The following is a 21,386-nucleotide window of genomic DNA, read 5'->3' on the forward strand; positions in this document are numbered from 1 at the left end:
GAGGCGGTCGGCATGGTACATTTCGTCATGGCGGTTGATGCGGTTGATTCTTGTGTAGGAGCTTGAATTATAACCGATTTTCAGCCGCTTTTTTCATGTCTGATGAAATATCCGGGCTAGCATTGTGGATGCGGATCAACGCTCACTAAGCAGGGCCGCTCAATGGCCATGGATCAATCGCCGGCCAACCACTCGGTGACGAGGCGTTGCTCGGCGAAGCCGGCCAGGTCGAGTGCGGGGTCGGCCAGTGCATCCAGCCAGGCCACCGCGAAGCTGCCCGGCCCGGCGGCGTGGGCTTCGGCCCGCTCGGCCGCTGCCGCGGCATGTACATGGGCGGCGAGCATGGCCCCGACGACGTCGTCGCAGACCGCGGCGTAGGCGGCGGCTATTGCCCCCAGCGCGCAGCCGCTGCCGGTCATGCGCGCCTGCCAGGCGCTGCCGCCGTCGAGGCGCAGCTCGAGCGGGCATGCCCGGCCATCGTTGTCGGCCCGCGCCACCAGGCGATCCTGCACCCCGGAAACCGCCACGCCGCCGCACCGCGCGAGCAATCGGCGGGCGGCGTCGCGGGCCTCCGCGCTGGCACGCGCGCTGTCGACGCCGCGCCCGCCGCCTTCCGCCTGACCACCCAGGGCGATGACCTCGGCGGCGTTGCCACGCAATAGCGTCGGCCGGTGCGCCAGCAGTTCCTCGGCCCAATGGCGGCGCAGCGTCAGCGCGCCGGCGCCCACCGGGTCGAGCACCCAAGGCACGCCCACCTCGCCGGTCGCGGCGATGGCGCGATGCATCGCCTCGATCTGGTGGTCGCTGGGGGTGCCCTGGTTGACCAGCACGGCGCCGGCCTGGCGCGCCACGTCGGCGGCTTCCTGGGGATGATCGGCCATCACCGGCGCAGCGCCGATCGCCAGCAGGGTGTTGGCGACCACGTTGATGGTGACCCGGTTGGTCAGGCAGTGAACCAGCGGCGAGCGCTCTTTCAAGCGCCGGTGAGCCTCGCTCACCGTCTGCGGTGTCGGGGGCTGGGCGGCGCACTTGCGTATGGTCATGGCGGCTCCCTGTCGCGAAGAGGAAACGGTACCGGCCAGCATGCCGCTGGCCGGTACCGGGCTCCCTACAGGATAGCGTGTCGAGCTAGTCGCGAAAGCGCCGGCAGGCCGGCCAGTGCTTCATCAGCAGGTAGTAGGTGAGGCCGGCCGGGACGAGGCTGATGTACCACCCCAGATCCGTGAACGCGAACGCCGCCGCGAAGCCGACCAAAGAAGCGATGATGGCCGCTGGGTTAATGCCGCGATACGGGCCGTCCTTGTCGTACAGGGCGGTAAGGTCCAGGCTGCGGCGACGGGTGAGGTAGTAGTCGACCACCATGACGGCGAAGATCGGGCCGAGGAAGGCGGAGTAGATCTGGATAAACAGCTGCAGTCCGGCGGCGGAGTCGGGTTGCACCAGCTTCCAGGGGAAGGTGGCCACGGCGAGCAGCCCCACCAGGATGGTGGAGGTCTTGAAGGGGAGCTTGAAGACGTCCATGAATACGTAGGTCGGCGGCACCACGTTGTTGAGCACGTTGGTGGTGACCTGGGCGAAGGCGATGAACAGCAGGGTGGTGACCAGCAGCAGGGTGTTGTCCGTCGCGTTGCTGAACACGTCGATTGGATCGACCGTCCCCGTTGCACCCGAGACCATGAAACCGATCAGGCCCATGAACAGGGTGACCGGCAGAATGGCCATGGTATAGATGGTGGTTATCAGACCCGGGCCAGTATCGCGCACGTGCTCCCGAGAGTAGTCGCTGACGTTGAGCATCATGGTCGCGTAGATCCCCAGGTACAGCATGGTCGCAGACCAGAATGGCGCCCCCCATGTGCCCTCGATGTCGACCAGGTTGGCCCCGATTTGGTCACCGTATCGGTTGATAACGCTGATGAACATGTAGACCAAGGAGGCCAGGATGAAGACACTGCCGATGTTCTCCAGCCACTTGATGCCCTTGAATCCGAAGACCGACAGGCCGATCTGGAGCCCCTGGAAGACGATGAACCAGGCGACAATGTTGTCGAAGCCGAACAGGGTGGCCGTCACCAGGTTGAGGGCGCCCGCGCCGATCCAACTCTGGAATCCGTACCACACCAAGGCGGGGATGGCCCGCACCAGGCCGGGGATCTTGGTGCCAGCCATGCCGAAGGCGCTGCGCGCCTGGACCACGAAGGGGATGCCGTACTTGTGGCCGGCGGCGCCGTTGATGGCGAGTCCGATGCCGATAACCAGGCATCCGATGCTGACAGCCAGCACCGCCTGGAGCAGGTTCAAGGTCCCGACCAGGCTGGATCCGACGGTGAACGTCCCGATAGAGACGCACCCACCCATCCAGGCTGCCAGGTAGGAGGTGCGCCCCATGATGCGGGTCTTCTGCGGTGCCAGGGATTCGTCGCCGGGGGCCTTGGTCGCCGTGGCGACGGCGTCGGGCGCCGCCCCGGGCTGGGAGGTCGAAGTGGTCATACGTTGCCTCGCGGTGATTGCCGGTTTGTTGTCGTCGCCGCAAGCGGCGGGTCTTGGGTCTGAGGCGTGCTGCGTCGTTGTTGTAATTGATTGGCGTGTCGGATTTCTGGGTCTTGGGTGGCACCTTGTGTCGTAAGGTTGGCGGGCTCGTCAGTGGCGCGCGTCGCTCCAGTCGGCGAACCGGCCGCTGAACGGCTTGGGTCGTGGAAACGCCAGGTCGCCGTGCTTGCTGGTGTGAAGGCCCAGCCCGACCAGCGCCTCGGCGAGCTTGACCGAGGCGGTCACGCCCTCGATCACCGGCAGACCCACGGCGTCGCTGATCCGCCCGGTGAGATCGGCCATGCCGCCGCAGCCCAGCACGATCGAGCCGATGCCGTCCTCGTCGCGGGCGCGCCGGCACTCGGCGACGATGCGCTCGAAGGCCGCCTCATTGTTGTCTTCCAGTTCGAGCACCGGAATCTCGGCGGCACGCACCCGCCGGCAGTGGCCGGCGAAGCCGTAACTGGCGAGCAGGTGCTCGGCGATGATCGCGGTGCGCCCCAGCGTGGTGACCACCGAAAAGCGCGTGCTGACCAGCGTGGCCATGTGGAAGGCGGCTTCGGCGATGCCGATCACCGGCGCCCGGGTCAGCTCGCGCGCGGCCATCAGCCCGGGGTCGCCGAAGCAGGCGACGATATAGGCGTCGACCGATTCGCGCTCGCCGCGGCGCACCTCCTCGGCGACGCCGACCGCGCTGATCGCCTCGTCGAAGTGGCTCTCGATCGACACCGGGCCGTCCTGTGGGTTGACCGCGCTGATGCGCGTGCCCGGCGCGGCGATCGCCTCGGCGGCTTTGCCGATCCTGGCGGTCATGCTGGCGGTGGTGTTGGGATTGATGACGCGAATGTGCACGGTTGTCTCGCGGCTGAAGGCCGGCCTCACCTGGTTGTCTACGATATGAAAATATTTTGTACACAAAAGTTAGAGGCCGCTGGCAGCGAATGCAAGCAAAGAAGCGTTGGCCAGGCAGGAAGGTGTCAACGCGTCGTGGAGGATTCGCCGACTTGGCTGAGACCAGGACAAGAGCCAAGTCCAGCGTCCGGGAACGGCTTGCCGTGGAGGCGCGTTAGGCGCTAGGTTAGCCTTGTATACATTGGTCCCGGGCACTCGCCGCCTGTACAACGACAAGGAAAACCGTCATGTCTCTATCGGATGCCGCCTACCCCCGCGATCTGATCGGCTACGGCCGCACGCCACCGCAGGCCGACTGGCCGGGCAAGGCGCGCATCGCCGTGCAGTTCGTGCTCAACTACGAGGAGGGCGGCGAGAGCTGCGTGCTCCACGGCGACAGCCACTCCGAGCAATTCCTCTCCGAGATCGTCGGCGCGGCGGCCTATCCCGAGCGCCACATGAGCATGGAGTCGATCTACGAGTACGGCTCGCGGGCCGGTGTATGGCGGGTGCTGCGCGAGTTCGAGCGGCGCGGCCTGCCGCTTACCGTGTTCGGCGTGGCGATGGCTCTCGAGCGCAACCCCGAGGTCGCCCGGGCGTTCAAGGAACTGGGTCACGAAGTCGCCTGCCACGGCTACCGCTGGATCCACTACCAGAACGTGCCGGAGACGATAGAGCGCGACCACATGCGCCGGGCGGTCGAGATCTTCGAGTCGCTCTACGGCGAGAAACCGCTGGGCTGGTATACCGGCCGCGACAGCCCCAACACCCGGCGGCTGCTGCTCGACCGGGGCGGTTTTCTCTACGACAGTGATTACTACGGCGACGACCTGCCGTTCTGGAGCGACGTCAAGGACAGCCAGGGCCAGACGCACCGCCACCTGATCGTGCCCTATACGCTGGATACCAACGACATGCGCTTCGCCTCGCCCACCGGCTTCGACCACGGCGAGCCCTTCTTCCAGTATCTGCGCGATGCCTTCGACGTGCTCTATGAAGAAGGCGCGGAGACCCCCAAGATGCTGTCGATCGGCCTGCACTGCCGGCTGGTCGGGCGCCCCGGGCGCTTCCGCGCGCTGCAGCGCTTCCTCGATCACCTCGAGGCCCACGACCGGGTGTGGATAACCCGGCGTGTGGATATCGCCCGCCACTGGGCCGAGCATCATCCCGCGTCGCGCGGTTGAAGCGCTCGACCACCGTCAACGTTTCAAGGTAAGCCATGACACAACCGACCTATTACGCCCCACACGGCGGGCTGCCGCCGCAGACGCAACTGCTTTCCGATCGGGCGGTGTTCACCGAGGCCTACGCCTTCATTCCCAAGGGGGTGATGCGTGACATCGTGACCAGCAACCTGCCGTTCTGGGACAGGACGCGGCTGTGGGTGCTGTCGCGGCCGCTGTCGGGCTTCGCCGAGACGTTCTCGCAATACATCATGGAAGTCGCCCCGGGCGGTGGCAGCGACAAGCCCGAGCTCGACCCGGCGGCCGAAGGCGTGCTATTCGTGGTCGAGGGCGAATTGAGCCTGACCCTGGCCGGTGAGCATCACATCCTGCAGCCGGGCGGCTATGCGTTCATCCCCCCGGGCTGCGACTGGCGGGTGCGCAACGAAGCCGATAGCGAGGTGCGCTTCCACTGGATTCGCAAGGCCTACGAGCGCGTCGAGGGCATCGCGACGCCCGAGCCGTTCATCGCCAACGAAGTCGACATCGAGCCGCTGGTGATGCCCGATACCGACGGCAAATGGAGCACCACGCGCTTCGTCGACCCTGGCGACATGCGCCACGACATGCACGTCAACATCGTCAACTTCGAGCCCGGCGGGGTGATTCCCTTCGACGAGACCCACGTCATGGAACACGGTCTCTACGTGCTCGAGGGCAAAGCGGTCTATCACCTCAACCAGGACTGGGTCGAAGTCGAGGCCGGCGACTACCTATGGCTGCGCGCGTTCTGTCCGCAGGCCTGCTACGCCGGCGGCCCGGGGCGCTTTCGCTATCTGCTCTATAAGGACGTCAACCGGCACATGAAATTGTGCCTGTAAAACTGTCTGCGCTCGGTCATGCAGTGTTGAAGATCAACTCGGGCGCGAGTCCGATCAAAATGCTCATTTACGACTTGTAAACTCGTGTGCGAGCCCAGTCCGCTTTTCGCCGATCTTCGCCTCGCCTGACCTTCGCTCGCCTAGTTTTACGAGACGTAGAATCGAACAGGGTTATGAACATGCTCGAACTCACCGCCCAGCCCCTCACCAACGAGGCCTTCGCGCCCTTCGGCGATGTCATCGACACGCGTACGGCCGAGTACTTTCACATCAACGCCGGGCGCACACGGCGCTATCACGACCTGGCCAGGGTCGAGACGCTGGGTGACGAGGCGCGCGCCCTGATCAGTATCTTCGTCAGCCAGCCGGTCACGCTGCCGCTGACGCTGGACTTCCTGGAGCGCCATCCCTTGGGCAGCCAGGCGTTCATGCCGCTGCACGAGGAGCGCTTTCTGGTCGTCGTAGCGCCGCCCGGCGAGACCATCGATCCGGCCGGCATGCGCGCCTTCGTCACCGACGGCCGGCAGGGCGTCAACTACCGCGCCGGCACCTGGCACGCCATTCAGTCGGTGCTCGAGCGCGAAGGCGAGTTCCTGGTGGTCGACCGCGGCGGGCCGGGCGACAACTGCGACGAGCACCCCCTGGCCGCACGCATCAGCCTGCCCTGAGCCACTCATCTCTGTCCAGAGTCGCCGATGCCGTCGTTTTCCGCCAATCTCAGCATGCTGTTCGGCGAGGTCGATTTTCCCGCGCGCTTCGAGCGTGCCGCAGCGGCCGGCTTTCGCGGCGTCGAGTGTCACTTCCCCTACGGCTATCGCCCCGAGACGCTGCGCGCGACGTCTATCACATGCAGGTGATGGAGGGCGATCTGGCGATGACGCTGGAGCGGCTCCTGCCGCGCATCGGTCACATCCAGGTGGCGGACGCCCCGGGGCGCCACGAACCGGGTGCCGGCGAGATACACTATCCGTTCCTGTTCAAGCATCTCGATCGGCGGGGCTATCGCGGCTGAGTCGGTGCCGTGTACTGGCCGGCGAGTACCACCGAGGCGGGGCTTGGCTGGCTTAAGGCTTGCTTGCCGGGCCGAGATTAATGCGTTTGCGCTCGGTTTAGAGCGAGCCCGGGTCCCAGCGCGACGCCCCGGCGGTGCCGGGGCCATTGGCGAGCCGCTGAAGAGGCGCTCGGTCAGCCGGCCGGCGGGGCGCTCGGCTGGGTCAGCGTCGCCTTGGGGGCGCGCTCCATGCGCTCGCGCTCCTGGTCGAGCTTGGCCAGTGCCTCGGCCTCGCTGACCCGCGAGGCCGGCGTGGCCAGGCTGACGATCACCCCGCCGAGGGTCGCCACGATTACCGCGGGAATGCTGGGATTGCCCCAGAAGGCGCTCCACTCGGGGTTGGCGATCACCGCCAGCGAGGTCGCCGAGGCACTGATCAGGCTGGCTACCGCCCCTTGCCAGTTATAGCGCGGCCAGAAGCGACCCAGCATGCCGCACACGAACAGCCCGGCAAGCACCGTCGAGATCATCTTGGTGATGTAGCTGACGACGTTGTCCGAGGTCAGCGCGAAGGCCAGCGCCAGGCCGATGGTGGCGACCAGCGCCAGGCGTGAGTAGAGCACCACGTGGCGCGCCGAGGGCGTGCGTCCGGTGAACAGCACGTAGATGTCGCGCATCAGCGTCGAGACCCCGGCGATGGCGTCCGAGCTGGCGCTCGACATGGTCGCCGACAGCCCGGCGACCAGCAACAGCAGGCCCAGGCCGAGCGGCAGCACTTCGGTGGCCAGGAACGGGAAGGCGTAGTTGCTGTTGTCGAGATCGGGATTGAGCACGTGGGTGGCCATGCCGATGATCGCCGGAACGATCGAGAAGGCCATATAGAGCACCCCGGTGATGACGAACGAGCGACGCACCGAGCCCACTGACTTGCCCGAATAGATGCGCTGGCGGAACGACGGGGTGGACAATACCCCCACGGCGATCACCGTGGCCAGCGACAGTGCCGGCAGCCCGCCAATCTTGTCGATGCCCAGGAAGCTGGTCGAGGCGGCATCCATGCCGGCGGTGAGGCCGTCGAAGCCGCCTACCTCGATCAGCGATAGCCCGGCCATCAGGAAGAAACCCACGAACAGTACGATGGCCTGGACGGTGTCGGTCCAGACCACCGCCATGTAGCCGCCGATCACGCAGTAGACGCCGAAGCCCAGTGCCACCACCAGCTTGGCCAGGGTCGGGTCGATATCGGCCATCCAGGCCAGATAAAGCCCGCCGCCGAGGATATGCGCGCCCAGCCAGCCGATGCAGGCGAGGTAGATCAGCAGTGCGACTATATTGCGCACCAGTCGATTGGCGCCGACGTAGTAGGAGAGCTCCTCGCTCATGGTCATGAAGCGGAACTTGCGTACCGGGGCGAAGCAGAACGCCAGCAGCAGCACGCCGACTGAGCCGCCGATGCCGTAGAGCGCGCCGGCCCAGCCGTTGCTATAGCCGAAGCCCACCGCACCCATGCTCGAGCCGGTACCCACCATGGTCGCCACGGTGGTACCCACGGTGAGAAACAGCGGTAGGCTGCGCCCACCGAGCAGGAAGTCGTCACCCGTACCGCGACTGTTGCGCGACACCCACCAGCCGAAGCCGATCATCGCCACGATATAGACGAAGAAGGTGCCGAGGAAGATATGACTGTTCATACATGCCTCTTATACTTGTTGGCTCGGTCGTTGCCGCGACCGAGGCAGTGGTAGAAAACGTTATCGGTTGAAACGTGGTTATCGCTGCAGTGTGTGGCGTCGGGGCCTTGCCGGGCCTCGGCGCCTTTTTGTTGCCGGTGCCTTTATTGCCGATTCATGGCCCGCGGGTTGCCGCCCGCGGACTCACGCAGCGGTCGCGCTCAGGCGCGGTCGGCGCGGTAGCACTTGACGTCGACCTCCACCTTGCAGTCGACCACCAGGTCCTGGACGCTGCAGATGCGCGCCGGCGGATGCTCGCCGAACACCTCAGCGAAGACCTTGTTGAACGACGAGAAGTAGCGCGCATCGGTGAGCACCGCGGTGACATGGACGACGTCTTCCACCTCGTAACCGGCCTCGCGCATGATCGCCAGGCAGTTGTCGAAGGCCAGCCGGGTCTGCTCGACGATGCCGCCCTCGACGACCTCGCCGGCGGTCATCGGGGTCTGGCCCGAGACCAGCAGCCAGCCGGCGGCCTGGGTGGCGCGGGCGAACGGCAGCTTCTGGCCGCCGGTGCCGACGCCGCCCTCGACGCCGTAACGCTGGATGGTCATGAATTTTCCTCCGTGGTGAATGGATTAGTGGGTTGGGGGGATAGATGTTGGCTGCGCCGCAGCAGGCGGCCGCCGCGTTCGCCGGTGGCCGCGCCGGCGCGGTAGCCGATCACGCCGTTGACCATCACCAGCTCGATGCCGCGGGCGGCAGCGATCGGCCGGGCGTAGTCGGCGCTGTCCTCGAGAGTGGCGAGGTCGAACAGCGTCAAGTCGGCGTAGCCGCCCTCGCGAATCACCCCGCGATCGGTGAGGCCGAACTGGGCGGCCGACAGGCCGGTCATCTTGCGCACCGCCTCGGTCAGCGACATCAGTTCGAGATCGCGGCTGTAGTGGGCGAGCACCCGCGGGAAGGCGCCCCACAGCCGCGGATGCGGATGCGGGTCGTTGGGCAAGCCATCGGAGCCGATCATCGCCAGCGGGTGCGCCAGCACCCGACGCATGTCGTCCTCGCTCATGTTGTGGTAGACCGCGCCGGCCGGCTGCAGGCGGTGCGCGGCGTCGAGCAGCGACAGGCCCCAGTCGGCGGCGATCTCGGCGAGCGCGCGCTGGGCCTGCTCGGGGTGCGGGTCCGACCAGGTGATGAAGATCGCGATCTCGTCGGTGACCTGACCCAGATCCAGCGTCGACGAGCCGGCGGTATACGGATAGCAGTCGCAGTGCGCGCGTTGGTGGCGCGCGGCGTCCTCGAGCTTGGCCAGGGCGCGTGGCGCGCCGCCCCAGTTGCCGGCGCCGGCGCATTTCAGGTGCGAGATCACCAGTGGCGCCTGGCCCTGGCGCGCGGTCTCGAAGGCCTCGTCCATTGCTGCGGGCAGGCCGGCGAACTCGTCGCGCAGATGGGTGGTATACACGCCGCCGGCGGCGCCGACCTCGGCGACCAGCGGGCGTAGCTCCTCCAGCGGGGCGTGGAAGGCGTTGCGGTAGGCCAGCCCCGAGCTCATGCCCAGCGCGCCGGCGGCCAGCGCCTCGCGCAGGGCGTCGCGCATGCTGGCGATCTCGGCCTCGTCGGCGGGGCGGGCGAAGTCGCCCATCGCCTGGCTGCGCAGGCTGGTATGGCCGATCAGCGCGGCGACATTGACCGCGGGCGCGGCGGCGTCCACCGCCTCGGCGTAGGCCTCGAAACTGGGGTAGCGGAAGTCCTCGGCGCGGCCCAGCAGATTCATCGGGTCGGGCACGTCACCGCTAAGCGTCACCGGCGCGGCGCTGATCCCGCAGTTGCCGACCACCACCGTGGTCACCCCCTGCGAGAGCTTGGGCAGCATCCCGGGGGTGCGGATGACGTTGGTGTCGTCGTGGGTATGCACGTCGATGAAGCCCGGCGCCAGGTAGCGGCCGTGGGCGTCGATCACGCTGTCGGCGGTGGCCTCGCCGAGCGCGCCCACGGCGACGATGCGCTCGCCGCGCACCGCCAGGTCGGCGCGAAACGGCTCGGCGCCGGTGCCGTCGACGATCCAGGCGCCGCGGAACAGGGTGTCGTAGCGCATGCTCAGTCTCCCAGCGGTTGGCGGTTGTCGCCGCCGCGATGGGCGTCGAGGGTGATCTTGAGCCGGCGCAGCTTGGTGCGCGAGCGGTCCTGATGGCGCAGCGCCAGTTCCAGCGCCAGCACGTCGATGGCGGCGAGCATGGCGTAGCGCGACGCCGAAGGGTGATAGATGAAGTCGGTCTCGCGGGCCACCACCGGCAGCACCACGTCGGCGGCCTCGGCCAGCGGCGAGCCGTGGGCGGTGATCGCCACCACCCGGGCGCCGTACTGGCGGGCGATCTGCGCCGACTCGACGATCTCGGGGGTGTAACCGCTCACCGACAGCGTCACCACCACGTCGCGGGGTTCCAGCGTCGAGGCGACCATCCGCGGCAGCAGCGACTGCGGGTAGGCGCTGATCGCGTAGCCCAGCCGCACCAGCCGAAACTGCAGCTGCTGGGTGAGCATCGTCGAACTGCCGCCGGCGCCGAACGTGAGGATCTGGCGCGCGCCGTCGAGCAGTTCCACGGCACCGGCGACGGCGAACAGGGCGCCAGCCCGGGAGGAGGGGTATGAGAGAACCGATGACTGAACCGATGAGTGAACCGGCCAAGCGCAAGGCAATAAGCAACAAGGGCACGCCCGAGACGGGGCGCTCGCTGCTGAATGGGGTCAGCCTGCCGGCGGCGGCGATCTTCGAAGCGCCGCTTTCGCACAATCTGGCCTGGATGCAGCGCTTCGCCGAGGCCCACGGCGCGCATCTCGCGCCACACGGCAAGACCACCATGACCCCGGCGCTGTTCAGGCGCCAGCTCGAGGCCGGCGCCTGGGGCATCACCCTGGCCACCGCGCCGCAGTGCCGTGCGGCCTACATCCACGGCGTGCGCCGTCTGTTGCTCGCCAATCAGCTGGTCGGCGAGGCCAACATGGCGATCGTCGCCGGGCTGATCGAGGCCGGTGCCGAGTTCTACTGCGTGGTCGACGGCGAGGCCAACAGCCGCGCGCTGGGGCGGTTCTTCGCTGCGCGCGGGTTGACGCTCAACGTGTTGATCGAACTGGGCGTGCCCGGCGGGCGCACCGGCTGTCGCACAGCCGAGCAGGTGGTCGAGCTGGCGCGCCTGGTCGACGCCGAACCGGCCCTGCAACTGGCCGGCATGGAAGGCTACGAGGGCGTTGTGGGTGACGCGGCGCAGGGCGCCGATCCGGTGCCGGTGATCCGCGACTATGCCGCACGGTTGGTCGACTGCGCGCAGCGCCTCGATCGCGACGGACTGATCGGCGTCGGTGCGCCGATCATCACCGCCTCGGGCTCGGCCTGGTACGACCTGATCGCCGAGGCCTTCGACGCCGCCGAGCTGCGCGAGCGCTTCACGCCGGTGCTGCGCCCGGGCTGCTACGTGGTTCACGACCATGGCCTCTATCGTCAGGCCCAGCGCGGCGTGCTGGCGCGCCGCCCGGACCTGCACGAGGGGCTCGAGCCGGCGCTCGAGGTATTTGCCCAGGTGCAGTCGCTACCCGAGCCGGGGCTGGTGATCGTCGCCCTGGGCAAGCGCGACATCGGCTTCGACCAGCTGCCCGAGCCGTTGCGTCGCTATCGAGAGCAAGGGCTGCGAGAGCAAGGGCCGCGCGAGGGCGGCCGCGCCGACGAGACGCTGAGCGTCGCAGGCTGGCGGCTGACCCGGCTGATGGACCAGCACGCCTTCATCGAGCTGCCCGCGGGAAGCGACGACGTCGCGGTCGGCGACATCGTCGCCTTCGGCGCCTCGCACCCCTGCCTGACCTTCGACAAGTGGCGCCAGGTGCTGCTGGTCGACGACGCGCTTAGCGTTCGGGAAATGATGGAAACCCGATTTTGAGCGCCTGCGGCACCGCGGACTGGAGGCGGCGGGGCGTACCTTGTATGCCGGGCTGGGCGTGGAGTTCTGAGCCGGCCGAGGTGCCGCTGACGCTTCTCGTGAGTGACGGCGCCTCAAGTTTGCCCCGGCTTCGGCCGATATCGCTGTGATGGGGCGATAGCGGTCTCGGCAAACGGCAGGAGGGGTGATGGCTCACAAGGCGCGTTGGATTGCATGGCTGGCATGGCCGCTGGCGCTGGTCTGCGTGACGCCGGCGTTGGCGGCAACGGTGACCGTCACGGACTCAGCCACCGGGCGTCCTTTGGCGGATGCGGTGGTCGAGGTCTATGCGTCGGGCACCATGCCGGTAGAACGCGATGCGCCTGCGTATGAAATGATGCAGCGTCAGACAACCTTCATTCCATACGTGCTGGCGGTGCCGGTCGGTGCCGCCGTGGAATTTCCCAATCGTGACACCACGCGTCACCAGGCCTATTCCTTCTCGCCGGCCCATCCGTTCAATCTGGATCTCTTTCTGCGTGAGACTCCGCCGCCGGAGTATTTCGACAAGCCTGGCGTGGTGGTGGTGGGCTGCAATATCCACGATTCCATGCAGGCATTCATCATTGTCAGCGAGGCGCCCTATTTCGCCAAGACCGGCGACGACGGCACGGTGTCATTCGACTTGCCACCCGGTAACCATCGCCTGCGCATATGGCATCCGAAACTGGAAGACACCCACTACGAGTGGTGGGAGGGCGAGCTAGCGGGCAATACGTCACGCAGCGTGGCGCTGACGCTCAACGCCAGCCTGCCGGCGGTGGAAAAGCCCTCGGCGCTGGAGCGGCGTTTCCAGCAGGCCCTGCAACAGCGGCAGTCAAACTGACATGTCGTTTCGCCGGCGCTTGCTACTGGTCATGCTGGCGGTGATGTGCGTCGCTCAGTTGGTGACGGCCGCCGCCACCTTGCAGACCATCCGCCAGGATGTGTTGCAAAAGGGCGAGCAGGAGTTGGATGTCAGCCTCGGAGTTATGCGTCAGCTACTCGATGAGCGTGGTCAGCAGCTACGCAACAACGTGGCCATCCTGACCGCGGATTTTGGCTTCAAAAGTGCTATCAGCTCGCAGGATGTCGGCACTCTGGCAAGCGTTCTTGCCAATCATGGCGCGCGTGCTGGTGCCGATATCGTGCTGCTGGCCGACCCCAATGGCGATATTCTCGCCAGCAGCGACCATGCCCCCGGCACCTCGATCGGGTTTTCCCGACTATGGCAACAGGCCCAGCGCGATGGTCAGGCGATCGGCGTAATCCTTGAGGCGAACATGCCCTATCAGTTCGTGCTGCTGCCGGTGGGCGCGCCCAATCTGGTTGGCTGGGTGGGAATGGGCTTTTTACTCGATGGTCAACTGGCCGGCGAGATCGGCCGCTTGATCCGTTTGCAGGTCAGCTTTCTGGTGGATGGCGGTGCGTCGGCAGGGAGCGCTGCAACGAAGTATGTCGCCGGTGCGCTGAAAAACCAGCCGGACACCGCTATCGCCGGTTTGGCCGCCTCGCTGGCGGAAGGAAACTACCTGAAACACAGCGGCCTCGACGAATCGCTGGATGCCCTGACGCGGGCGGCGCGATTGAAGGAAGATGATTCCGCGGGGACGGGTGCGGGACGGGTCTATGCCATTATCCAGAACCCGCGGACCGACCTGCTGGCGATCTTCCAGGCATTGAGCTGGCAGTTGCTGGCCATCTTTGCGTTGACGCTGCTGTTGACCGTGATGGCCGCCGCCATCAGTGCGCGGGGCATATCATTACCCTTGATGAGGTTGGCCGAAGCCGCTCAGCGTATCGGCCGCGGTGAGCGACTCGAGGGAATGCGGGTTGCCTCTCAGGGTGAGCTAGGCATGTTGGCCAACACCCTGATGACCATGCAAGAGGACATTGCCGAGCGCGAGCGACAGCAATTGTATCAGGCTTGTCACGACCAGCTGACCGACCTTGCCAATCGTCACTCGGCGCAGCAGGACATCGATGCCGCCGCGGCCCGTGAGCTGCCGTTTACGCTGTTGCGGCTGTCGATCAGCGGCTTTCGCGATATCAACGACACCTTCGGCTACGCCACGGGCGACCAAGTGCTGGTGCGGCTCGCCCAACGTCTGCGCGAGTTGCCGGCGCCGCTGCGCCAGGCCTACCGCCTGGGCGGCGATGAGTTCCTGCTGACCATCGACGGCCCCCAGACCCAGGACGATTGGCTGAAGGCGGTACGCAAGCGTCTTGCCCAGCCTATCGAGCTCGACCATGGCGCGCTGCGGCTCAAGCTGGTCTATGGCGAGGTAAACTTTCCACGCCACGGCAGCAATGGCTACTTGTTGTTGAGACGCGCGGAGGTCGCCATGGACATGGCGCAGCAGGCCAACCTCGGTTACCTGCGCTACATGGAAGGCCAGGACGAACAGCATCTGCGCCAGTTGACCCTGGCTCGCGATCTGCAGGAGGCGGCGGCGCGTCAGCAACTGAGCCTGGTCTATCAGCCCAAGATCGCCGCCGCAGGCGGTGAGCTGGTTTCTTTCGAGGCGCTGATGCGCTGGCGGCATCCCGAGCTGGGATTCATTGCGCCGGACGAATTCATCGCCCTGGCCGAGCGCTCCGGTTTCATCGGCCGGCTGACCCAGTGGATGCTCCACACGGTATGTCGTCAACTGGCCGACTGGCAGCGTCAGGGGCAGTGCGTGAACGTGGCGATCAACCTGTCGGCCCAGGACGTGGTTGATCCGGGTCTGCCGGGAATGGTCCGGCAGGCGCTCGACGAGCACGGCCTGGATGCCGGGCGGCTGGCGCTGGAAGTCACCGAGAGCGCGATCATCCAGGATCCCACGCTGGCTCGTACCATGCTCGGCGAGCTTTGCGACAGCGGCCTGCACATCGCCATCGACGACTACGGCACCGGCTATTCGTCGCTGTCGCAGCTCAAGAGCCTGCCGGTTCGCGAGTTGAAGATCGACAAGTCGTTCATCCTCAAGCTCGATCAGCAGTCCGACGACCGGATCATCGTGCGTTCGACCATCGAGCTTGGCCACAACCTGGGGCTCGAGGTGGTTGCCGAAGGCGTCGAGACCCTAGCCTCTCGCGAACTGCTGACGGCGCTGGGCTGCGACTATCTGCAGGGCTATCTGATTTCACGTCCCTTGCCGGCCGAGCAGGTGCTCGACTGGATCGACACCTATCGACGCTGCAAGGCCGACACTTGACCCGGAAATCACCATGATGCATCAGAACTTGAAGTGCCTCGCCCTGGCGGCCGGGCTGAGTGTGGCAGCGCTGATGGCGACCTCGGCCGAGGCGGGCAGCCGCCTGCTGGCGACTGGCGGAGTCACCCAGATCGAGGGTGCGGCGGGTGGGGGCCTCTCGCCATGGGGCGTGCTGGCCGGCACCGCCAGCGATACCGAAGTGGCGGTGACTGCCAGCGCGAGCGCGGCCGAGCTCGACGACTACGGGCTGCGGGTCGAGGGCGTGGCATTCAACTGGCGCGACCGGCTCGAAGTCTCCTATGCCCGTCAGCATCTCGATCTCGATACCCTGGGTGGCGATCTCGAGCAGGCAATCTACGGCGCCAAGCTGCGGCTGTTCGGCGACCCGCTCTACCACCCCTGGGGCAGCTGGAGCCTCGGCATCCAGCACAAGCGGCTCCGCGAAGGGCAGGCGCTGGCCCGCGCGGTGGGGGCCGAGGCGACCCAGGGCAATGACGTCTATCTGGCCGGCAGCAAGCTGCTGTTCGATGCGGTGGCCGGACGCAACCTGCTGGTCAATTTGACGCTGCGCTCGACCCGGGCCAACCAGGGTGGATTGCTGGGCTTCGGCGGCGATCGCGAATCGGAGCGCTCGCTGGTGATGGAAGGTTCGCTGGGGCTGTTCCTGACTCCCCGCTGGGTGGTAGGCATGGAGTATCGCCAGAAACCCGACAATCTCGGCTTTGCCGAGGAGGACGCCTGGCAGGATCTGTTCACGGCGGTATTCATCGACAAGCATGTCTCGTTGACCGGCGCGTGGCTCGATCTCGGCGACATCGCCGGGCTCGACAATCAGCGCGGCGGCTATCTGTCGCTGCAATTGGCCTTTTGATCGGGAGTACGACAATGACTCGCCTGCGTAGCGCTTTTCTCGTCCTTGTGTTGCTGTTGGCCGGCTGTGCCGGCTCGGGCGCCAAACCGCCACCGACACTGTATCAACAGCTCGGCGGCGAAGCGGGCCTTAGCGCCATCGTCGAGGACTTCGCCTATCGGGTCGCCGACGACCCGCAACTGGTGGGATTCTTCGCCAATACCAACATCGACCACCTGGTGGCGTCGCTGGAACAGCAGTTCTGCGCGGTCAGCGACGGCCCCTGCGTCTATCAGGGCCCGCCGATGGACAAGGTGCACCAGTACATGGGCATTCGCGAGACCGATTTCAATCGGCTGGTCGGCAAGTTGCAGGCGGCGTTGCTGGCACAGGGCGTACCCGCCGCGGCGCGCAATCAACTGCTCAAGCGCCTGGCAGCGATGCATGACGATGTGATGCGTCGTCAAGACGGCTAAAGCGGGCAAAAGCCCCGACAGGCAGCATGCCGGGGCGGGTGGGTACGGCTGGAAGTTTAAGCGGCGGCTTACTCTTCGAAATTGGTTTCCGAATAGAGCGCGCGGGTGCGCAGGGTGTGATCGACCTGCTTGATCGCCTCCAGCGCCTGGGCGCCGTAGGCCTTGTCGACGTCGACCACCACGTAGCCGACCTGCGAGTTGGTCTGCAGGAACTGGCCGGCGATGTTGATGCCGTTCTCGGACAACACGCGGTTGATCTCGGAAAGCACCCCAGGCACGTTGTCGTGGATGTGCAGCAGGCGATGCTTGTCCGGGTGGGCGGGCAGCGCCACCTCGGGGAAGTTGACCGAGGTGATGGTGGTGCCGTTGTCGGAGTAGGTGATCAGCTTCTCGGCGACCTCGATGCCGATGTTCTCCTGGGCCTCGAGAGTCGAGCCGCCGATGTGCGGGGTGAGGATCACGTTCTCGAGCCCGCGCAACGGCGAGACGAACTCTTCGGCGTTGGCCTTGGGCTCGACCGGGAAGACGTCGATCGCCGCGCCCAGCAGCCGGCCGCTGTTGAGCGCATCGGCGAGCTCCTCGATCACCACCACGCTGCCGCGCGAGGCGTTGATCAGGATGCTGCCCTGCTTCATCAGCGCCAGCTGCTCCTTGCCGATCATCCAGCGCGTCGAGGGTACGTCGGGGACGTGCAGGCTGACCACGTCGGCGCGCGCCAGCAACTCCTGCAGGCTGCCGACCTGACGGGCGTTGCCCATGCCCAGCTTGGTGATGGTGTCGTAGAAGATCACGTCGAGGCCCACCGATTCGGCGAGCACCGACAGCTGGGCGCCGATGTTGCCGTAGCCGACGATGCCCAGCGTCTTGCCGCGCGCCTCGTGAGCGTTCTTGGCCGACTTCAGCCAGCCGCCCTGATGCGCGCGGGCGCTCTTCTCGGGGATCCCGCGCAGCAGCATGATCGATTCGGCCAGCACCAGTTCCGCCACCGAGCGGGTGTTGGAGTAGGGCGCGTTGAACACCGGAATGCCGCGCGCCAGGGCGGCGTCGAGATCGACCTGGTTGGTGCCGATGCAGAAGCAGCCCACCGCGGTGAGCTTCTCGGCGGCGGCGAACACCCGCGCGTTGAGCTGGGTGCGCGAACGAATGCCGATGAAGTGGACGTCGCGGATCTTGTCGATCAGCGTGTCCTCGTCCAGTGAGGTCTGCAGATGCTCGATATTGGTGTAACCGGCGTTCAGGAAGTTATCCACCGCCGACTGATGAATGCCCTCAAGCAGCAGGATCTTGATCTTGCTCTTGTCCAGGGACGTTTTGGCCATTGTCGGTTCAACCCTTTTCGTCGCTGACGACGCGCTCGTTGGTGGGAAAGCGACCCGTTGGCTCCGGCTGAAAGAGGCCGCGACCGGTGGCAGGCCAAGCCAGGCAAGGGGTAGCGCAACAGGGCGCCTATCGTAGCACAGCGCCGGCGGGCGACGATGAAAATGCCGCAGCTTGACCATGAGCCCGGTTGATAGGGTGTGTCGGGCCAGCGCCTGCAGGCCGTGTCGGGGCAGGCACCCCGTTGCACAGCGTGTATACTGTCCGGCCAGACCCGTGCGGGCCGGCCATGCGGGCAGGCCCGTTTCGATGAGCGAGAATGGCATGCCAGACAAGGACCCCGCAGCGCCCGCGGATCGCGAGGCGCCGCCCGAGGATTTCGCCGCCACCCTGGAGCGGCTCGAGGCGCTGGTCGGCCAACTCGAAGCCGGCGAGCTGACGCTGGAGGCGTCGCTGGCGGCCTTCGAGCAGGGCGTGCGGTTGACCCGCGATGCCCAGCGCCGGCTCGATGCCGCCGAGCTCCAGGTCCAGGCGCTGGTCGAACAGCCCGACGGACGCTTCGAAGCGACGCCGTTCACGGCTCCCAATCCGCCCTCGGAGAGCGGCAATGATCGATGAAACCATGGAATGGCCGCTGCGCCTGAGTGCCGATCAGGCGCGCATCAATGCCGAGCTCGAGGAGCTCTTCGCCCATCGCGACACGCCCGCCGATCGGCTCGAGGCGGCGATGCGCTACGCCGTGCTGGGCAACGGCAAGCGCCTGCGCGCGGTGCTGGTGTACACCGCCGGGCGCGCGCTGGGCGCCGACGATGAAACGCTCGATCCGGCGGCGGTGGCGATCGAACTAATCCATGCCTATTCGCTGGTCCACGACGACCTGCCGGCGATGGACGACGACGACCTGCGGCGTGGCCAGCCCACGGTGCACAAGGCCTTCGACGAGGCCACCGCGATTCTCGCCGGCGACGCCTTGCAGACGCTGGCCTTCGAATGGCTGGCCGACGCCGGCCATGGGCGGCTGGCGGCGATGATCCGGGTGTTGGCCCAGGCCGCCGGCCGCGATGGCATGGTCGCCGGCCAGGCGCTCGACCTGGGCGTGGTCGGCGGGCGCATCGACGCCGAGGCGCTGGCCCAGATCCATCGCTACAAGACCGGCGCGCTGATTCGCGCCGCGGTGCTGCTGGGCGGGCTGACGGCGGTGCCGATGAGCGACCCGCGACTGCAGCACCTGGAGCGTTACGCCAGCGCCATCGGCCTGGCCTTCCAGATCCATGACGACATTCTCGATGTCACCGGCGATACCGCCACGCTGGGCAAGGCCTCGGGCGCCGACGCCGCCCGCGACAAACCCTCCTATCCGGCCCTGATGGGCCTCGAGGCGGCTCGCGCCAAGGCCGACGAGCTGCTCGACGAGGCGCTGGCGGTGATCGCCCCGCTGGGCGAGGCCGGCGAGCCGTTGGCCGGTCTGGCCCGCTACATGATCGAGCGCGACTATTAAAGAGCCCTTATGAAGCTGTTCGACGAGATTCCTGTCGAGCGCCCGGCGACGCCGTTGCTCGACACCATCGATACGCCCGCCGCGCTGCGTGCCATGAACGCGGCCCAGCTCGATACGCTGGCCGATGAGCTGCGCGCCTACCTGCTCTACAGCGTGGGCTGCAGCGGTGGCCACTTCGGCGCCGGGCTGGGCGTGGTCGAGCTGACCATCGCCCTGCATCACGCCCTCGAGACGCCCCACGACCGAGTCGTCTGGGATGTCGGCCACCAGGCCTACCCGCACAAGATCCTCACCGGGCGCCGCGAGGCGATGCACAGCATCCGCCAGTTCGGCGGGCTGGCGGCGTTTCCGCGTCGCGCCGAGTCGCAGTACGACACCTTCGGCGTCGGCCATTCCAGCACCTCGATCAGCGCCGCGCTGGGCATGGCGCTGGCCGCGCGCACCCGCGGCGAGAAGCGCCGGGTGTGCGCGGTGATCGGCGACGGCGCGCTGACCGCCGGGATGGCCTTCGAGGCGCTGGCCCACGCCGGCCACGTCGACGCCAACCTGCTGGTGGTGCTCAATGACAACGAGATGTCGATCTCCGAGAACGTCGGCGGCATGGCCAGCTACCTGGCGCACATCTTCTCCAGCAAGACCTACATCAGCGTGCGCGAGGGCGGCAAGAAGGTACTCTCGCGGCTGCCCGGCGCGCTCGAGCTGGCGCGGCGCACCGAGGAACACATGAAGGGCATGGTCAGCCCGGCGACGCTGTTCGAGGAGATGGGCTTCAACTACATCGGCCCGATCGACGGTCACGATCTGCCGGGATTGGTGCAGACGCTGCGCAACCTGCGCGATCTCGACGGCCCGCAGTTTCTGCACATCAAGACCTGCAAGGGCAAGGGCTTCCGCCCGGCGGAGGCCGACCCGATCGGCTATCACGCCATCACCAAGCTCGAGAAGGGCGCCCCTGAACCGGCGCCGAAGGTGGAGCCGCTGTCGCCCAGCGACCAGCCCCCGGTAGTCCTCAGGGCCGAGCCGCGCAAGTATTGCAACGTGTTCGGCGACTGGCTGTGCGACATGGCCGCCGCCGATGCGCGGTTGATCGGCATCACCCCGGCGATGCGCGAAGGCTCCGACCTGGTGCGCTTCTCCAGGGAGTATCCCGAGCGCTACTACGACGTGGCGATCGCCGAGCAGCACGCGCTGACCCTGGCTGCCGGCTTCGCCTGCGAGGGCATGAAGCCGGTGGTGGCGATCTATTCGACCTTCCTGCAACGCGGCTACGACCAGCTGATCCATGACATCGCCGTGCAGCACCTCGACGTGACCTTCGCCATTGACCGCGCCGGGCTGGTCGGCGAGGACGGCCCGACCCATCACGGTGCGCTGGATCTTTCCTACCTGCGCTGCGTGCCGGGCCTGGTGATCCTGGCGCCGGCCGACGAGGCCGAATGCCGGGCGATGCTCAGCACCGCCTATCATCATATCGGCCCCGCGGCGGTACGCTATCCGCGCGGCAAGGGCCCCGGCTCACTGCTGCCCGAGAGTCTGGAGACTCTCGAGATCGGCCGCGCCGAGGCGCGTCGGACAGGCGGCGGCGACGTCGCCCTGCTGGCCTTCGGCAGTCTCAACGGCCCGGCCGCCGAGGTCGCCGAACGCCTCGACGCCACGCATATCAACATGCGCTCGGTGAAACCGCTGGACCGTCAGGCGGTGCTCGACGCGGCGCGCGCTCATCGGCTGGTGGTGACCCTCGAGGAGAGCGTGATCGCCGGCGGCGCGGGTAGTGGCGTCAACGAACTGTTGGCCGCCGAGGGCGTGCAGGTGGCATTGCTCAACCTGGGCCTGCCCGATGCCTTCGTCGAGCACGGCAAGCCCGGCGAGCTGCTTAAGTCCTGCGGGCTTGATGCCGGCGGCATCGAGGCATCGATTCGCCGTCGGCTGGCCGCCGATCCTTCATCATGAATCGGCGCACCCGCGTCTGACAC

Annotated in this window: 20 protein-coding genes and 1 pseudogene; 13 read left to right on the forward strand and 8 right to left on the reverse strand. The window is 66.8% G+C overall.

Going from position 1 to position 21,386, the window contains the following annotated elements; translation table 11 throughout:
• Positions 1-173: 173 nt before the first annotated feature.
• The 3 genes from thiM to K7I12_RS12335 form a co-directional block, all read right to left on the reverse strand.
• Positions 174-1,043, reverse strand: coding sequence for a hydroxyethylthiazole kinase (thiM, locus tag K7I12_RS12325; RefSeq protein WP_051907554.1), 870 nt, complete (start codon positions 1,041-1,043; stop codon positions 174-176).
• Between the two features lie 85 nt (positions 1,044-1,128).
• Entirely contained in the window at positions 1,129-2,490 is a 1,362-nt protein-coding gene (locus K7I12_RS12330) for an NCS1 family transporter (protein WP_231664285.1), read from the reverse strand.
• Between the two features lie 150 nt (positions 2,491-2,640).
• Positions 2,641-3,381, reverse strand: coding sequence for an aspartate/glutamate racemase family protein (locus tag K7I12_RS12335; RefSeq protein WP_031385072.1), 741 nt, complete (start codon positions 3,379-3,381; stop codon positions 2,641-2,643).
• A 287-nt stretch (positions 3,382-3,668) separates the two neighbouring features.
• Here K7I12_RS12335 and puuE point away from each other — a divergent pair, with 287 nt between their 5' ends.
• The 5 genes and pseudogenes from puuE to K7I12_RS17705 form a co-directional block, all read left to right on the forward strand.
• A complete protein-coding gene (gene puuE / locus K7I12_RS12340; protein ID WP_031385073.1) occupies positions 3,669-4,604 on the forward strand; it encodes an allantoinase PuuE in 936 nt (311 codons plus the stop codon).
• Between the two features lie 35 nt (positions 4,605-4,639).
• On the forward strand, positions 4,640-5,464 hold the full coding sequence (locus K7I12_RS12345) for a bifunctional allantoicase/(S)-ureidoglycine aminohydrolase (protein ID WP_231664286.1): 825 nt from the start codon (positions 4,640-4,642) through the stop codon (positions 5,462-5,464).
• A 179-nt stretch (positions 5,465-5,643) separates the two neighbouring features.
• A complete protein-coding gene (locus K7I12_RS12350) occupies positions 5,644-6,132 on the forward strand; it encodes an ureidoglycolate lyase (protein ID WP_231664287.1) in 489 nt (162 codons plus the stop codon).
• Positions 6,133-6,159: 27 nt separating this feature from the next.
• Positions 6,160-6,321 (forward strand): hypothetical protein, encoded by a 162-nt coding sequence (locus K7I12_RS17700; RefSeq protein WP_442908055.1) that lies wholly within the window; start codon positions 6,160-6,162, stop codon positions 6,319-6,321.
• Positions 6,300-6,473: pseudogene (locus tag K7I12_RS17705) on the forward strand (TIM barrel protein); the annotation flags it as partial. The gene K7I12_RS17700 and the pseudogene K7I12_RS17705, both read left to right, overlap by 22 nt.
• A 176-nt stretch (positions 6,474-6,649) precedes the next feature.
• Here the strand turns inward: K7I12_RS17705 and K7I12_RS12360 are convergent.
• The 4 genes from K7I12_RS12360 to K7I12_RS12375 all read right to left on the reverse strand — a co-directional run bounded on the left by K7I12_RS12360 (position 6,650) and on the right by K7I12_RS12375 (position 10,726).
• Complete coding sequence (locus tag K7I12_RS12360) at positions 6,650-8,146, reverse strand: sodium:solute symporter family protein (protein WP_231664288.1); 1,497 nt, start codon at positions 8,144-8,146, stop codon at positions 6,650-6,652.
• Between the two features lie 200 nt (positions 8,147-8,346).
• Complete coding sequence (locus K7I12_RS12365) at positions 8,347-8,739, reverse strand: RidA family protein (RefSeq protein WP_231664289.1); 393 nt, start codon at positions 8,737-8,739, stop codon at positions 8,347-8,349.
• Positions 8,736-10,220 carry an N-acyl-D-amino-acid deacylase family protein gene (locus K7I12_RS12370; protein ID WP_231664290.1) on the reverse strand — a complete coding sequence of 495 codons (1,485 nt, stop codon included), beginning with the start codon at positions 10,218-10,220 and terminating at the stop codon, positions 8,736-8,738. The genes K7I12_RS12365 and K7I12_RS12370 overlap by 4 nt, the downstream gene beginning before the upstream one ends.
• 2 nt (positions 10,221-10,222) lie before the next feature.
• Entirely contained in the window at positions 10,223-10,726 is a 504-nt protein-coding gene (locus K7I12_RS12375; protein ID WP_231664291.1) for a MurR/RpiR family transcriptional regulator, read from the reverse strand.
• A 56-nt stretch (positions 10,727-10,782) separates the two neighbouring features.
• Between K7I12_RS12375 and K7I12_RS12380 the strand changes: the two genes are divergently transcribed.
• From K7I12_RS12380 to K7I12_RS12400, 5 genes are all read left to right on the forward strand, one after another.
• Positions 10,783-12,054 (forward strand): amino acid deaminase, encoded by a 1,272-nt coding sequence (locus K7I12_RS12380; RefSeq protein WP_231664292.1) that lies wholly within the window; start codon positions 10,783-10,785, stop codon positions 12,052-12,054.
• Between the two features lie 187 nt (positions 12,055-12,241).
• Positions 12,242-12,919, forward strand: a complete 678-nt coding sequence (locus tag K7I12_RS12385) for a hypothetical protein (protein ID WP_031385093.1) — start codon at positions 12,242-12,244, stop codon at positions 12,917-12,919.
• A 1-nt stretch (position 12,920) separates the two neighbouring features.
• Positions 12,921-15,272 carry a putative bifunctional diguanylate cyclase/phosphodiesterase gene (locus K7I12_RS12390; protein WP_231664293.1) on the forward strand — a complete coding sequence of 784 codons (2,352 nt, stop codon included), beginning with the start codon at positions 12,921-12,923 and terminating at the stop codon, positions 15,270-15,272.
• Positions 15,273-15,285: 13 nt separating this feature from the next.
• The gene (locus K7I12_RS12395; protein WP_150113129.1) at positions 15,286-16,143 is read left to right on the forward strand and encodes a DUF3034 family protein; all 858 of its coding nucleotides are present in this window, start codon (positions 15,286-15,288) and stop codon (positions 16,141-16,143) included.
• A gap of 14 nt (positions 16,144-16,157) precedes the next feature.
• Positions 16,158-16,598, forward strand: a complete 441-nt coding sequence (locus K7I12_RS12400) for a group I truncated hemoglobin (RefSeq protein WP_231664294.1) — start codon at positions 16,158-16,160, stop codon at positions 16,596-16,598.
• 68 nt (positions 16,599-16,666) lie between these two features.
• On the opposite strand, the gene serA is transcribed toward K7I12_RS12400, so the two are convergent.
• Positions 16,667-17,917 carry a phosphoglycerate dehydrogenase gene (gene serA / locus K7I12_RS12405; protein ID WP_231664295.1) on the reverse strand — a complete coding sequence of 417 codons (1,251 nt, stop codon included), beginning with the start codon at positions 17,915-17,917 and terminating at the stop codon, positions 16,667-16,669.
• 322 nt (positions 17,918-18,239) lie between these two features.
• Between serA and xseB the strand changes: the two genes are divergently transcribed.
• Genes xseB through dxs form a run of 3 tightly spaced genes read left to right on the forward strand, consistent with a single transcriptional unit; the run spans position 18,240 to position 21,363 of the window.
• Positions 18,240-18,533 carry an exodeoxyribonuclease VII small subunit gene (xseB, locus tag K7I12_RS12410; RefSeq protein ID WP_031385098.1) on the forward strand — a complete coding sequence of 98 codons (294 nt, stop codon included), beginning with the start codon at positions 18,240-18,242 and terminating at the stop codon, positions 18,531-18,533.
• Positions 18,523-19,413: a farnesyl diphosphate synthase gene (locus K7I12_RS12415; protein WP_051907561.1), complete on the forward strand. Its 891-nt coding sequence runs from the start codon at positions 18,523-18,525 to the stop codon at positions 19,411-19,413. Before xseB ends, K7I12_RS12415 begins: the two co-directional genes overlap by 11 nt.
• 9 nt (positions 19,414-19,422) lie before the next feature.
• Entirely contained in the window at positions 19,423-21,363 is a 1,941-nt protein-coding gene (gene dxs, locus K7I12_RS12420) for a 1-deoxy-D-xylulose-5-phosphate synthase (RefSeq protein ID WP_031385100.1), read from the forward strand.
• Positions 21,364-21,386: the final 23 nt, after the last annotated feature.

It is taken from the genome of Halomonas sp. IOP_31 (assembly GCF_021151495.1).
GTDB classification, from domain to species: domain Bacteria; phylum Pseudomonadota; class Gammaproteobacteria; order Pseudomonadales; family Halomonadaceae; genus Modicisalibacter; species Modicisalibacter zincidurans.